At 33.1% G+C, this 13,861-nt stretch carries 14 protein-coding genes; 1 reads left to right on the top strand and 13 read right to left on the bottom strand.

What is annotated here, in order from left to right:
* The 6 genes from QZ659_RS15640 to QZ659_RS15615 form a co-directional block, all read right to left on the bottom strand.
* On the bottom strand, window positions 1-269 hold a 269-nt coding region (locus QZ659_RS15640; RefSeq protein WP_291727143.1), incomplete at its 3' end, for a hypothetical protein.
* A gap of 85 nt (window positions 270-354) precedes the next feature.
* Window positions 355-678: a hypothetical protein gene (locus QZ659_RS15635; protein WP_291727141.1), complete on the bottom strand. Its 324-nt coding sequence runs from the start codon at window positions 676-678 to the stop codon at window positions 355-357.
* A gap of 39 nt (window positions 679-717) precedes the next feature.
* Window positions 718-1,497, bottom strand: coding sequence for a hypothetical protein (locus QZ659_RS15630; RefSeq protein WP_291727139.1), 780 nt, complete (start codon window positions 1,495-1,497; stop codon window positions 718-720).
* A gap of 115 nt (window positions 1,498-1,612) precedes the next feature.
* A complete protein-coding gene (locus QZ659_RS15625) occupies window positions 1,613-2,662 on the bottom strand; it encodes a hypothetical protein (protein ID WP_291727137.1) in 1,050 nt (349 codons plus the stop codon).
* 289 nt (window positions 2,663-2,951) lie between these two features.
* Window positions 2,952-3,740 (bottom strand): LytR/AlgR family response regulator transcription factor, encoded by a 789-nt coding sequence (locus QZ659_RS15620; protein ID WP_291727135.1) that lies wholly within the window; start codon window positions 3,738-3,740, stop codon window positions 2,952-2,954.
* Between the two features lie 92 nt (window positions 3,741-3,832).
* Window positions 3,833-5,779 carry a tetratricopeptide repeat protein gene (locus tag QZ659_RS15615; protein WP_291727133.1) on the bottom strand — a complete coding sequence of 649 codons (1,947 nt, stop codon included), beginning with the start codon at window positions 5,777-5,779 and terminating at the stop codon, window positions 3,833-3,835.
* Window positions 5,780-6,387: 608 nt separating this feature from the next.
* Here QZ659_RS15615 and QZ659_RS15610 point away from each other — a divergent pair.
* Entirely contained in the window at window positions 6,388-6,954 is a 567-nt protein-coding gene (locus tag QZ659_RS15610) for a nitroreductase family protein (protein WP_291727131.1), read from the top strand.
* Window positions 6,955-7,043: 89 nt separating this feature from the next.
* On the opposite strand, the gene QZ659_RS15605 is transcribed toward QZ659_RS15610, so the two are convergent.
* The 7 genes from QZ659_RS15605 to QZ659_RS15575 form a co-directional block, all read right to left on the bottom strand.
* Window positions 7,044-7,700 (bottom strand): hypothetical protein, encoded by a 657-nt coding sequence (locus tag QZ659_RS15605; RefSeq protein ID WP_291727129.1) that lies wholly within the window; start codon window positions 7,698-7,700, stop codon window positions 7,044-7,046.
* Window positions 7,701-7,728: 28 nt separating this feature from the next.
* A complete protein-coding gene (locus QZ659_RS15600) occupies window positions 7,729-8,187 on the bottom strand; it encodes a type II toxin-antitoxin system VapC family toxin (protein WP_291727127.1) in 459 nt (152 codons plus the stop codon).
* Between the two features lie 3 nt (window positions 8,188-8,190).
* Window positions 8,191-8,484 carry a hypothetical protein gene (locus QZ659_RS15595; RefSeq protein ID WP_291727125.1) on the bottom strand — a complete coding sequence of 98 codons (294 nt, stop codon included), beginning with the start codon at window positions 8,482-8,484 and terminating at the stop codon, window positions 8,191-8,193.
* 189 nt (window positions 8,485-8,673) lie between these two features.
* Window positions 8,674-12,213 carry a chromosome segregation protein SMC gene (gene smc, locus QZ659_RS15590; RefSeq protein WP_291727123.1) on the bottom strand — a complete coding sequence of 1,180 codons (3,540 nt, stop codon included), beginning with the start codon at window positions 12,211-12,213 and terminating at the stop codon, window positions 8,674-8,676.
* 167 nt (window positions 12,214-12,380) lie between these two features.
* Window positions 12,381-12,608, bottom strand: a complete 228-nt coding sequence (locus QZ659_RS15585) for a 4a-hydroxytetrahydrobiopterin dehydratase (RefSeq protein WP_291727121.1) — start codon at window positions 12,606-12,608, stop codon at window positions 12,381-12,383.
* A 50-nt stretch (window positions 12,609-12,658) separates the two neighbouring features.
* On the bottom strand, window positions 12,659-13,447 hold the full coding sequence (locus QZ659_RS15580; protein ID WP_291727119.1) for an enoyl-CoA hydratase/isomerase family protein: 789 nt from the start codon (window positions 13,445-13,447) through the stop codon (window positions 12,659-12,661).
* 100 nt (window positions 13,448-13,547) lie between these two features.
* Complete coding sequence (locus QZ659_RS15575; protein WP_291727118.1) at window positions 13,548-13,859, bottom strand: hypothetical protein; 312 nt, start codon at window positions 13,857-13,859, stop codon at window positions 13,548-13,550.
* Window positions 13,860-13,861 lie beyond the last annotated feature (2 nt).

Genomic DNA, 13,861 nt, shown 5'->3' with positions numbered 1-13,861 from the left:
TTATATCTCACATTGTAGCCTCCATATATTTTGACACCATCTTTCAATACAAAGCCACCATTAGGAGCTATATAAGTACCTTTATCTATACGAATAACATCTCCAAAGTTTGCATTTGTGAGAGCTGTACTTAGGTCGTGATAGGCATCTGCCCATGTATGTCCAGTATTATTTCCCTGTGAATCATTATCTACATAAATGATAGCAGCTTGTGAATAAGAGACGAATAGGAAAAATAAAAGTGATAAGTAAATTCTTTTTTGATTCATTATTTTATAAAAAGTAAAAGTTGTAAAAACCTCATCTCATTTTTAGATGAGATGTAATAAATAAAGATTTATATTTTGAGTAAAATTATAGGTAGTCTGAGAGGCGAACCGTAGTTCCACACATACTGCTTTCTATCTCAAAAAGAAAGTCATCTTTTGTTCCTTTAGAGGCTGTATAGACTTTTTTTCCTGTGTTACAGCTTACACTCGTGGAACTTCCATTATTGAGCGTTACGTAACCAGAACCTGTGTAAATACTGAGTTTACTACCAGTATCGTTTAAAATTTTGAAAGACCCTTTTGGAGCAAATGTTTCAGAGCCTTTACTAGTATTGTTGCTTGTAGGCGAAGTAAAACTTATAAGTGAAACAGAGGCTAAAAAGGCTAATGATAAAAATACATTTTTCATAACTAGAATTAATTTAGGTTTAAAATAAAATATATAGGTTTACTTACATTTTTCTATGAAGTCAAAAAGAGCTTGTCCATTTGTATCCACTAGAAGTTGACTAAATTCAGATGATTTGTAAGAACTTTTGAGTTTATTTATAACACAAAGTGATAATTTATCTAATTCGCTTTGTGAAAGTTTGCCTTGATATTTATGCTCAGCAGCAGCAAGAATTATGTTTTTTGTGTAGTCTATATCTTTTTTAGCCCAACCGTTAGCATCCATAACGGTAGATGGATCATATAATGGAACGACTTCAACAATTAAATTGACATCATATAAATATTCAGATACACTAATAATTATTCCGTCTAAGCAATTTCTTTCTACTTTGCAAATAGTATTTTTTATGTCCTTTATATATCTGCACCAGCCTTTGCTATCAAAGTCGTTATAAGCTCTTTCACCTGTTATTCCCACACGGTAATTATAATAAGAGTTGGGAGACAAATAACTTTTAGCTAAATTATTTAGACCGTTACCTTGTAAAATTGCTTTTTTTGATAGCTTTTGAAGGTCTTCTAATAAGTTGCCTTTGAATGCTTTTCCTCCTTCTTCTATTGGTGTTATTCTATACACATATCCTACTAACATTCCATTTGTAGATACTCTAACTGTCGGAGAGGTATTTTTTATATACTTACTGAAGTACTCTCCAAAAACAAAGTTTGTATCATTAATAACATTTTCTTGTTTAGGCTGACTTGAATTAATTTGTTTAGAATTATCTAAATCAAGAGAGAACAACAAAAGCAAGAATAAACTAATTATTTTCATTGTTATTCGTATAATGGTTATAAAATTTTTAAAAAAAATCCCCCCAAAATTCAGAGGGATTTTAAATATCGCTACTACTACTACGTGTTGCGAACTACCTTAAATATTTTTTGAATTATTGAATGGTAACAGTTCCTCCACAATGCTGATCTGCTCCTACAATCAGTCCTCCATTACAATAGGATATGTCCATATCACATTTAAAACTTGCAGAACCACCAGCACTAATAGAGCGAGAGCCTCCTGAATGAGACACACAAATGCTTTGAGTACCTGTGTTTTTTATAACCACTTCACTTTTTGCACTCTCTGCTCTAGCTGCATCTGCTAATCTGTTGTTTTCCACAATTCTTCTATACTCTTCAGAGTTGAAGTATTCCTCTCTATCTTTTCTTACAAATTTTGCCCAAGCATCTCGTTTTAGTTTCATTCCCTCTATGTAGATTTTACCTTCTTTAGAATTTGCCCACGCTGCTTCCACTTTTTTCTGCTTGGCTGCTGCTGCTTTCATATAAGCCTCCAGCTTTCCAATCGCATCTTCACTTACCAACTTTTTAGTTGCAGCATCTCCTCCAGAAGTAGCCATATCTTTCATTGCTTTGAGTTTGTCTTTCAATGACATCTTCTTTTTCTTTCCTCCAGTCTCTTCTTCTGCTCCTGCTTCTTTTCCATATCCTTTAGGTACAGAGACGCTCCAAACCCAATACTTTTCAGGACCATAATATTGTGTTAGGTTATAAATAAGTCCATCTAAAAAAACAAGGCGAGACTCATTCATCCCTGTTCTTACTTTTGAAGGAATATAGCCTATTGTTTCTTTGGTTTGTTTGTTTCCTTCATAAATAGCAGGTCTGTAAGCAAGTGGAAAAGCCATATTATCTGGAAGATACAAAGAAGCATCTCGGCTATCTATCTCTACCATTAATTGAAAATGTTTGTTAGGAAGAGTTTTTTCTGCTGACTTTTCTGTGATTTTATTGGCATAGCTCTGTCTAGCGAATGAATAGCCATTTTCATTCTGGTTTACTCTATAAGTTACATATTCTTGATTAGGGTCTATGCCTGCAAGGGCTTCGCTCTGACTTTTGACATTTTCCTCTGCTGCTTTAAAAGCAAAAAGACCTAACACAATAGTCATAATGACTGATACAACTAAATATTTCATTTGCGTAATAGTTATAATTAAAATGAAAAATAATTTTTTGATGTGATTGCTCTAATTTTTTTAGCTACACGTAGTTTGATATAAATGAAATTGATTTTCTCAGAAGAAGCTACTTAAGCTATCTTAGTGAGCTTTTCATCAATTACTTATCACAAAGAAACAGGCTAAAAGGCAGAAAAAATTAGCACTTCAACAAGCGTGTAGGTTTTCTATACGAAGTGTGGGATTTTATTTACGAAGCTAGTCAGCACGTTGTTAAAAACAAAGGAGATTACACCAACACCAATAATTATATTTGGCGCAGTCGTTCTATGAGGGTGTCTTTTCTTCTGATAGCGATAGGCAGAGTACTTCCGTCTTTTAAGTAAACTGTACCTCCATCTTTTTTATCTAAAAAATCGAAGTAGGTAAGATTGATCAGGTGAGAACGATGTACTCTATAAAAAATACTCTCAGGGAGCATTTCCTCTATAACCTTGATAGATTTTGAAATAGTAATGTGTTTGCCTTCCTTTAAAAAGAAAGAAGTATAGCTGCGCTCTGCCTCACATCGAACAATATCTTCTATCGCTACCAAATATATTTTCTCTGCATCTGAAAGAACAATTTTCTGATTCTGATAGTCTTTTCCATAGGTTTGTACATTTTCTATGTTTTGCCTCAGTACTTCTATTTTATCGTTCATAAACTGCTTGCTCAGTTGTTCTGTATTTTCGAAGGCTTTTTTCAGAGCAGTTTTTAGTTCATTTACATTGATAGGCTTTACCAAATAATCTAAAGCACTATGTTTTATGGCTTGTAGCGCATAATGATTGTGTGCTGTGGCAAAAACTACACTTCCATCAAAACGTTCTTTTTGATTTTCTTGATTCCATTTTTGAAGAATATCAAAGCCTTTTCCATCAGGCAATTCTACATCTAAGAGAAGTAAATCTGGTTGAATATTTCGTAAAAACTCTAAAGCTCCTTTTACAGTATCAACCGTACCAACAATGTTGTAGCTTGGGTCTAGTGTAGGAATCACTTGTAGTAAAAATCGGCTTATAGTAGGGTTGTCTTCTACGATGAAAATATTCATTATGTCTTTAAAGAGTTTGTATTAGGGAATACTATGACTAGACAAAATTTGAGTAAAATTTGTTTAAAAGCAAATAATTCAGCCTATTCTTATCAAATTTTTAGAGTAAAGACAACTTCTGTTCCTGTTGGATTCTGTTCTTCGTCTTGATGGTCTATGATATGATAATCGAAGGCATCTTTCATAAGTTTCTTTCTATCGTTAGTAATCTCTAAGGCTCTTGAAACGTGATTTTTCCTACGTTCTTTACTTCTTCCTGCTCCGTTGTCTCTAACAGATATTTCTAAAGTATCAAGGCTTTTTTCTATGACTTTAATAGTTATTTTTTTCTCTCCTTTTACAGACTTTCGAAGTCCGTGTTCGATAGCATTCTCTACAAAAGGTTGTAATACCATACTCGGAATCATAATATCTTCCACTTCTATATCGTCTGATTCAAGGATAATTTCATAGTCAAAGTCTAGACTAAGTTGCTCTAAAGATAGATAGGTTTCCAAAAATTCTATCTCCTTTTCAAGTGAGTTTTTTTCTTTGTTAGATTCTTCTAAAACTGTTCTCATAAGTGTAGAAAAACCTGCAATATATTCTATAGCTTCGCCTTCTCTTTTCTCATAGAGCAGAGTTTGAAGTGCTGAAAGAACATTAAAAAAGAAATGAGGGTTGAGCTGCGCTCTTCTCCAACGTAGTTTTGCTTGCTCTTTTTCATACTTTTCTATAATATTTTTCTGTCTGAAGAATACCCAAACTACCACCAAAACAGCCAACGCCACCACTACCAAAACAGCAATAGTATAATATGAATTTCTAACTTCTAATTCTTGAATTTTATTTTGCTGAGTTAGCGTTGTGATTTGCTGTTCCTTTTTTTCTGTTTCGTATTGGGTTTGGAGTTCATTTATTTTTTCTACAGTTTGTTCGTTCAAAATGGATTTCCTTAACTCTGAATGTATTTTGTAACTTTTATAGGCTTCTTCAAAATTACCTCTCTGCTCTTCAATCACAGAGATAGCAAGGTTGAAGTCCATGACATACATTTTTAATTCACTTTTTTTTGCTTTCTCTAAACCTTGCCTTGCTTTTTGTATTGCCAAATCATACTCTTTGAATTTTATATATGTTTTTGTTGCTTGAAAGTAATTTAATACTACACCTTCTATATCGTTATTCTCTATATCTATTCTCTTTGATTTCTCTAAGTAAAGTATCGTATTTTCTAAATCATTAGACTTCATATAATAATCTGCTAACTCAAAATATACAAACCCTAAACTTTTTTTGTTCTGGTGTTCTTTAGCTAATTTCAAAGCATAATTCAAATATTTTAGACTTTCTTTTGGCAGTTCTTTTTTTGAGTATATCCCTGATAAATATACATTGCTATATACAATATAAGAAGTGTCCTGTGCTCTTTGACTTGCTTTTATACTTTGTTTGTAACAGTCTTCTGCTTTATCATATTTTTTTTCTAATTCATATATATAACCTAGATTAAATAATCCAGTACCTTCTCCTCTATAAAAATCATTTTTTTGAGCGTGTTTTACTGCCTTTACATAATACTCTGTCGCTTTTTCTATTTTTCCAACTCTTTCATAGCTTCTTCCTAAAGTATTATAAATTTCAAATTGTACATTTACTTTAGTTTTTTTTTCTAAATAATTTACTTTTTTCTCTGCTGTTATGAGACTGTTTATAGCCGAATCCATTTCTCCATTTTTCGAAAGATACTTACCTTTAGAAAGATATAATTTAGCTGTATTGTGTTTTATAGTATCCAACTCACTTATCTTTATAGCTTTGTTAATATATTTTAATACTTCGGAATACTTATTCATCTTTTCATAGTAAAGAGCTTTTCCAAACCAAGCCCACACCTGTCCTTTTTTGTATTTTTTCTTTTCTGATAGTTGAAGTAATTTTTCTGATTTTTCTAAAGCTTTTTCTGGCTTCGTTTCATATAAATCCTCTACAAACCTATTTTGAATATCGATTTCTGCAAGAGAAATATCTTCACTTTGAGAATAACAAAGTACAGGCATAAAGCATAAAAAGATAGATATATACAGAGTTTTATTTAAAGGCATAGATTTGATTATTTTGTGGAATATGATTTTTTCACTTATCATTTTTAATATAAAAAAACACAAAATGTATAAACATACAAAAGCTTCTATTTGCAAAAAACAAAATAGAAGCTTAGTAGAATAGATATAACTTTTCAAATTAGAACATTATTCTAATTTAAGAAGTTATATTCTATGTTTTGATTACTTTTGATAGCCTAAAAAGCAAAATTAGCTAAGGGCCAAAAGTCTGCACCATTTAGAGGATGACCATATGAATAATTTACTGAGTCCTCTGATTCTGAACCACCTTTAATTTTCACCTACTGCTTCGTACTTAAAACTGATGTATTGTTTAATGATTTTAAGACATTGATTTTGCTTTCTTTAGTCTTTTTCATATTTTTTATTTTTTTTATTTTGAATAAAATTAGATTATAAATCTATATAGTTTTTTTTAAACCCACAAATATTTTTTCATAAAACGCCATTCTTGCTATCCAATTTCAGACGTACAAAACATTTTCCATACACTCTTAATTAAAAGGGTATTCATTTTTTAAACTCAACTAAAACTATTTTTTATGTCAAAATCTATTTTGCCTAATATTACAAAACGTTGGAGTCCAAGAGCTTTTTCTTCAAAATCTATTTCTGAAGAAGACTTAGACTTACTCTTCAAAGCAGCAGGAAAGGCAGCTTCTAGTTATAATGAACAGCCTTGGCGATTTGTCTATGCACACAGAGAAGATACTCAAAACTTCAATTTACTTCTTGAATGTTTAACTGAATTTAATCAAAAATGGGCAAAAAATGCTGCCGTTTTGGTAGCAACAGTAGCCAAAAAGAGCTTCTCAAACAATGGTAAACCCAACGCACACTCGTGGCACGACATCGGATTAGCTATGGGAAATTTAAGCCTTCAAGCCACTTCAATGGATATTTATTTGCATCACATGGCAGGTTATGATAAAGAGAAAACTATAGAAAGTCTGAATATTAGAGCCGATTACGAGCCTGTTACTTTTGTGGCGATAGGGTATTTAGGAGACAAAGAACAACTCCCAGATAACTTGAAAGAGCAAGAAACACCAGAATCTCCTAGAAAAGATGTAGATGAAATTACTTTTGTAGGACAAATGGGAAAGTAATCTTAAAAAAATCTGACTAACAAAAATCCACTAAGTAGAATTAAAGCCTACTTAGTGGATTTTCGAATTTTGAAGATAAATATATTGAATTATTTGATTTTAGTTAATTTTCCTTCTTTGTTTTCAAAATGATAGTCTATTTCTATGAAATGTGCTTCTCCTTCCTTTACTTTTGTGATTATTTTTGTAATATATTCACTTCTTTCTTGTAAAAATATGAAGCCATTAAAATTAATAATTTCATAATTAATTATTGCTTCAAAATCTTTATTGTCTTGATATGTTATTCTGTATTTATTAGCACCTTCAAAAGATTGAATAAAAGTCTCATCTGCCATTACAGAATCTACTTCATAATTTAGTTTAACATAAGAATATACATTTTCCCTACCATAGCTTATAGTTAGTGAATCTTCTGAGTGAATAGTCATAACTCCTCTATTTCCAAATTTATGTTTTTTTCCTTCTAAAGCAGTTAGGTACAATGTGTCTTCAATAGTAATTATCTCAGATATATAAAATCTTGAATCTCCTGCTATTTTTTTCTTCAATATATGTTCAATTTCCAAGCTATAAAACGTATTAGAATCAGCACTGTATAAAAAATACAGTACCTTATTCCACTCAAGGAATTTACCTAAAGAATCATAAACTCCTTTTGTTCTCCATAATTTACCTGTTTCAATGGTTTGCCCAAAGCTTATGGTTGAGACGGTCAGGAATAGAGCTGTTATCCAATATTTCATCTATATAGTTCACAAATAAATTTGATGTTTATTCTACTAAAATAACTTTGCAAAATACATTATCTAGGTGTAAAAAATCTTTATCTGTGGTCAGTAGGGAGGCTTCTATTGCACTAGCTGTAGCAGCAATCCAAATATCATTTTTACCCATATTTCTTGCTGACATGCCTTTAGGTAATGGCAAATTTTCTAGTTTGCCTTGACTATAAGCATCAATTATAGCATAATTTTGTAACAACTTATCATCTATATTTCCAGATGTATTTATAATTTCTAGCTTAGATAGAAATTCTGATAGTTTAATGATTTTCTTCTCTTTCCATCCTAGCTTTAAGCTAATTGCTAATATTTCAGCCACAGAAGCAAAGCTAACATAAGTTTCATTTTTGGGAAAGTCAAAAGGTTCAAAGGTCATATCTACATACTCCCATGTAGGAGAACTCCTAACGATATGAATCAAAATATTTGTATCAATTACGTATTTCATTATTTATTTTGTTATCATAGCTAAAAGTTCTTCTGTTGTTTCTTCTCCCTCCCAACAGCCTACAATTTCGTTTTTATCTACTGGCGTGTAAATATAAGAAGGCGACAAAATTTGTTCTACTGTTTTGGTTTTGAAACTTCCTTTCCAATTTTCAAAAGGATTTTCAAATGTGTTTTGCTTGCTTTCTCTACTCTTCTCTTCTTTTATAATTTCTTGAAAAGCAGCATACAAACGGCTAAGTAATTTCTGATTACTCAACTTTATTATATCTACCAATAGTTGTTCTTTGATGGTCATTACTTTCTATTTTTTATAAAATTATCTCTTCTACAAGATACGGAGAAAACAGGAAAAAGATTGAGCCAAACAATCTAAAACAGCTGTCTCCAATGTTAAAGCTATCATTGAAGTCTAATTTTCAAATCTTGTATAGCTCCCATGCTTTTTATTTTTATTTGTCTTATTCTTAATATATATAATGATTTATCAATCCACCAAAATCCCTTTCAAATCCACAGGCAAGACTTTTGAAACACCAATTTCTGGCATTGTAACCCCATAGACTACATCTGTACTTACCATTGTGCGCTTGTTGTGCGTAACGATGATAAACTGTACTTCTTCTGCAAACTTCTTGATGATACGATTAAATTTATCAATATTGGCATCATCTAAAGGCGCATCTACTTCGTCAAAAATACAGAATGGCGCAGGACGCAGCAGATAAAGAGCAAACAAAAGAGCGACGGCAGTAAGCGTTTTTTCTCCCCCTGAAAGCTGCTTTATCGTCAGAGGTCGCTTTCCTTTAGGTTGTGCAATAATTTCAATTTTGGATTCTAATGGGTCTTCTGGATTGGAAAGCACCAAATCGCAGTTGTCTTCTTCTGAAAAGAGCGAACGGAAAACACGAATAAAATTCTTCCTAATCTGATTAAAGGCATCCAAAAAGGCTGTTTTGGCAGCTTCATCTAGCTCTGCAATGGTATCTTCCAAGAGTTTTTGAGCATCGAAAAGGTCGCTGCGTTGTTCGGTAATGAAGTCGTGGCGTTCTTTTATTTCGTCGTAGGCTTCTTTGGCTGTGGCATTGATTGTTCCGATGCGTTGCAAACGACGTTTGGCTGCTTCAATTTCATCGATGAGCGTTTCATCTGAAAACTCATCTTCTTCGGTTTGGGTTTCTAAAAGCTCATCAGTCAGTTCGATTTCAAATTCTGCCGAAAGGCGTTCTCTTGTGGCTGTCAGTTTGAGTTTGGTTTCGTTGAGTTTATTTTGAAAAGACATTGTACGAGTGTCGCAGTTTTCACGCTGACGTTGTAATTCCTTAATTACTTTCTCCACTCTTGTAATCTCTTCACGCAAACGATAAAACTGACTTTCAATTTCTCCCAAATCTGCTTGCAAGTCGCCTTTAATTTCCTCTAAAGAAGTTATTTCTTCAATCTGAGAAGCTATTTTTTCTTTAAGCTGACTTACTTCCTCTGCAATTTCTTGAAGTTGTTGTTGGCTTTGTGTGATGCGTTCCTTTCCAGTTAGGAGCGAAGTTTCCTTAAATTTTATTTCTTGTTTGAGGTTTTCCAGTTTGTTTTCAAACTGAATAAAACTCATAGTTGATTCTTGCAACTCTTCCGAAATCTCTGAGAAACGCTCATTTTGAATAGAATAGTTTTCATTCAAATCGTAATAAGCTCTTTCAGCTTGTGTTACTTGCTCTTTTTTCTGACTGATTTGAGGTTTTAGTTTTTCAATTTGTTCTGCCAAAATACTCAAACGCTCTTGTGCAGCCTCTTTGCGCTCTTCGCTGCGTCTAACGTTTTCTTGCATCTGTTCAGCTCTAGCTTGCAATGAAATTTTTTGCTGTGAAACGTGATTAGTTTCATTTTTTAGCGTGCGTAACTCTTCAAATTTAGACTGTTCTTGTAGGTTTTCTATCTGAACTAAAAACTCATTTCTCTGATTTTCTAGTTCTGAAATTTCAATTTCAAGATTTTGTAGCGATTTCCCAAGTTCTTCCAAACGCTGCTTTCTACCTAGTTGGGAGTTTTGATTTGCATTTTCTTTGCCTTTACCTCCTGTCCAGTTTCCTCCATTTCGTGCTACAAATTCTCCATTTTTGAGGGCAATCGTAAAGCCTTCAACATCATTAGAGTTGTCGTTTTCACTAAAATAAACGTTGTGAAATAACGAATAGGCTAGTTTTTTGTATTTCTCATCAAACTCTATAACAGCCAGTGCAGCCACAGCACCATCAATCGGAGGAAGACTTGGAATGATGTTTTCCAGTTTTTCTAAGATGAAAAAATTAGCTTTTCCTTTCTCATTTTCTGAAAGCAAAGTCATTGCATTTCGTGCTTCGGCTTCCGTCTGAACGACATAAAAATTCAAATACGGTTCTAATACTGCCAAAAGTGCCTCATCATAATCGTCTTTTGCTGTAAAAATATCAGCTAAAAGAACTGCATTTTCCGACCAAGATGTTGTGTCTTTTCCTAAAAACTTTAATGCACTAGAAAAGCCTTCCATATTCTCAACGAGCGATTTGGTAAGGTTGTATTCTGCCTTTAGACTGCTTTCCTCTCGCTGTTTTGTTCCGATTTGTTCTTTCAGCGATTCAATTTGAGAAGTGAGCGAAGATATTTTTTGTGTACGCTCGGCTTCACTATTTTCTAATTCTGAAATTTCATTGTTTCTAGCCTTTAAATCGTTTTCAATTTCTGCTACTTTTTTGAGAGTAGATTGCAACTGATCGGCTTGTCCAGAAAAATCTAATGCCATTTGTTCACTCTCTTGCTTTGAGCCACTTTGCTGATTTTCTTTGAGCTCTACCTCTTTTTGAAGAATTAGAATATCGTTTTGCAGCATTTTGAATTTTTCTTGTGCTGCTTGCATTGCTGCTCTTAGGTTTTCCGTTTTTACTTTTTCCTCAGCATGCGACTTTTTAAAATCTTCCAAAACAGTTTGTGTTTCCAAAAACTGTTTTTCTTGACTTGCCAAGTTTTGCTGCAAACTTTCTAGGCTTTGTCCTGCTTGCTTTGTTCCAGATTCGTCTTCTAAAAGTTGCTCTTCAATCTGCTGACGGTTTCTACTCAAAAACTGTGTTCTATCCTCATTCCTAACTTTTTCGTTTTGAAGATGATTTATTTTGTCAATCTGTGAAGACAAATAACGCTTTTTCTCTGAAATTACTTTTTCTTGCTCAGTAGCTGTATTTTTTTGGTCTTCAATGGACTTTTCTAGGTTTTCCTGCTCTTGTGTGAGTGTTTCTTTTTGTTGTAAAATCTCATTGATTTGACTGTTGAGTTCTACAAAATCGTCAGAGTTTGATTTTACTTGACGTTTGGCTAAGGCAACACTAAATTTTTCGTAGGCTTCTTTAGTTGAAAAATACTTTTCAGCTTGTTTGGCTTGGCGTTCCAAACCCTTCATGTTTTTTTCTATCTCATGCATCAAATCCTCTACACGCTCCAAATCTGATAATGTTGCTTCTAATTTTGCCAAAGTTTCTTTTTTGCGCTGTTTGAACTGTGCCACGCCAGCAGCCTCTTCAAACATCACTTTTCTTGCATTTTCTCTATCTGTCAGAATATCATCGACCATTTTTAGTTCAATGATGGCATACGAATTAGACGTTGCACCTGTGTTCATCAAAAGATTGGTAATATCTTTTCTTCGGCATGCAGTTCCATTCAAGAAATATTCACTAGAACCAGAGCGAGTATAACGCCTCGTAATACAGACCTCCTTGTATTCTGCTGGCAAAAGCTGTTTTGTATTTTCAAAAAATAACGAAACTTCGGCAGCATCAGCAGCCTTTCTCTTAGCAGTTCCATTAAAAATAATATTAGACATTTTATCCGAACGCAAATGGCGTGTACGATGCTCGCCCAACACCCAACGCATGGCATCAATGATATTTGATTTTCCACAACCGTTTGGTCCTACCACTCCTGTAATTCCTTCGTCGAAACGAACAACTACTTTATCTCCAAAACTTTTAAATCCTTTTATTTCTAATCTTAGAAGCTGCATATATTTTATTGAATCTTGTCAGAGGCAAGCCTTTTGACCTACATAAAGGCATTTTTATATAAAAATGATTTCTTAGCCATGGTAAAATTACGAAAAAATACCTTTCCAACTATTCAAAATGAATAATTAGAAAGGTATTTGAATTTTGCACAAAACAATGTATTCAATTAGATTTTATCAATTGCTTCAGCTAGTTTTCTATCCTTTTCTGTAACAATATTTCCCTCATCATGTGTAGTAAGGGCAATTTCTACTGTGTTATACACATTGCTCCAGTTAGGATGATGTCCTTGCTGCTCAGCTAAAAAAGCGACACGAGTCATGAATGCAAAGGCTTCTTGAAAGTCATTGAATTCGAAAGTTTTTTTAAGTTGGTTGTCTTGTTCTTTCCACATAAAAATAAATTGAGATATTTTGAAGGTAGATTTTAGAGTATTGCCTAATTTTATTTTGAACTAAGTGAAGCAATAATCATTTTCAAAATACTTCTTGTTCTTGGCGACCACCACTGTTTTAGCATGGGTTCTAGAATTTCGTCTAAGTTATCGAAGTTCATTCCTTCTAGCATTCCACCACGCAGATTTGCCTTACTGATAGACCAAGTTTCGCCATCAAAGTTGGTGTAATCTTCCATTTTCTCTTCTGCTTGTTTCAATACTTTATCAGCAGAAACCACTTCATCGACAAGTCCAATGCGTTTTGCATCGCTTGGTGTCATGAGTTTTCCTTCCAAAAGATATTGATAAGCTGTCTTGTTTCCTATCCAAAATGCATATAAATCAAAAATTACTTTTGGTACAACAATTCCGACAGGAATCTCATTCAGACCAATCAAATACTTCTCTCCTTCTGCCATAATGCGATAATCTGCACAAACTGCCAATACGCATCCACCTGCTGGGCTGTGTCCTGTAATGGCTGCTACGAGTGGTTTTGGAAATGAAGCTACTACTTTTGTCATTTTCATAAAAGCAATCCAAAATTCTCTTACTTCTTCTTCATTCATTGCATAAAGTTGCTTCAAATCTAGTCCAGAAGAAAAGAAATGTTCTTTTCCTGTCATAATTACGCCACTTACTTCTTCATCTTGGGTAGCTTGCTCAAAAAAGTTATGCAAATCGCTAATCATTTGGCGATTAATAGGATTGGCTTTTCCTCTGTTGAGTTGAAGGGTAACAATATTTTCTTTTGTTGTTACAGTTAGTGTCTCAAAATTTGTTTGTACTGTTGTCATACTATATTTAATCTGCGAATAAATGTTTTTTTACTTTTTCATTAGAATTGGTAATACTACTAAAAAAAACGCATAAATAGAAATTCGGCTTGCATACCTATTATCTCATATTTATATCTGCTAAAGACAATAAGTCTGTAAATGCTATGATAGCAAAAATGCTACTTACAATACAAAAAACAAAAAGTAACATCAGTGTAAGAATTTTAATAATTATACTTTTGTTTTCAGCAAAATAATGTCCCATAAATCCTAAAAGCATTCCAAAAATACCTAAAGCAATCGTTAAGAGTGGTATAGAGTCTCTGTACTCATCTATTTTCAAACCTACATTCGCCAAAATGCCAAATGGAATGAGTAGTGTCAAGATTTTGAAAAGTTTTGAGGTATTGATTTTTTGCTTTTCTTTCATTA

The sequence above is a fragment of the Bernardetia sp. genome, assembly GCF_020630935.1.
GTDB lineage: Bacteria > Bacteroidota > Bacteroidia > Cytophagales > Bernardetiaceae > Bernardetia.
This window is presented reverse-complemented; position numbering and strand designations above follow the sequence as displayed.

What these genes read in the sequence shown, in the direction of transcription:
- QZ659_RS15580 (WP_291727119.1), bottom strand. Translation starts at nt 13,447, where the DNA reads ATGACAACAGTACAAACAAATTTTGAGACACTAACTGTAACAACAAAA.
- QZ659_RS15620 (WP_291727135.1), bottom strand. Translation starts at nt 3,740, where the DNA reads ATGAATATTTTCATCGTAGAAGACAACCCTACTATAAGCCGATTTTTA.
- QZ659_RS15595 (WP_291727125.1), bottom strand. Translation starts at nt 8,484, where the DNA reads ATGACCATCAAAGAACAACTATTGGTAGATATAATAAAGTTGAGTAAT.
- QZ659_RS15610 (WP_291727131.1), top strand. Translation starts at nt 6,388, where the DNA reads ATGTCAAAATCTATTTTGCCTAATATTACAAAACGTTGGAGTCCAAGA.
- QZ659_RS15605 (WP_291727129.1), bottom strand. Translation starts at nt 7,700, where the DNA reads ATGAAATATTGGATAACAGCTCTATTCCTGACCGTCTCAACCATAAGC.
- QZ659_RS15585 (WP_291727121.1), bottom strand. Translation starts at nt 12,608, where the DNA reads ATGTGGAAAGAACAAGACAACCAACTTAAAAAAACTTTCGAATTCAAT.
- QZ659_RS15615 (WP_291727133.1), bottom strand. Translation starts at nt 5,779, where the DNA reads ATGCCTGTACTTTGTTATTCTCAAAGTGAAGATATTTCTCTTGCAGAA.
- QZ659_RS15575 (WP_291727118.1), bottom strand. Translation starts at nt 13,859, where the DNA reads ATGAAAGAAAAGCAAAAAATCAATACCTCAAAACTTTTCAAAATCTTG.
- QZ659_RS15630 (WP_291727139.1), bottom strand. Translation starts at nt 1,497, where the DNA reads ATGAAAATAATTAGTTTATTCTTGCTTTTGTTGTTCTCTCTTGATTTA.
- QZ659_RS15600 (WP_291727127.1), bottom strand. Translation starts at nt 8,187, where the DNA reads ATGAAATACGTAATTGATACAAATATTTTGATTCATATCGTTAGGAGT.
- smc (WP_291727123.1), bottom strand. Translation starts at nt 12,213, where the DNA reads ATGCAGCTTCTAAGATTAGAAATAAAAGGATTTAAAAGTTTTGGAGAT.
- QZ659_RS15635 (WP_291727141.1), bottom strand. Translation starts at nt 678, where the DNA reads ATGAAAAATGTATTTTTATCATTAGCCTTTTTAGCCTCTGTTTCACTT.
- QZ659_RS15625 (WP_291727137.1), bottom strand. Translation starts at nt 2,662, where the DNA reads ATGAAATATTTAGTTGTATCAGTCATTATGACTATTGTGTTAGGTCTT.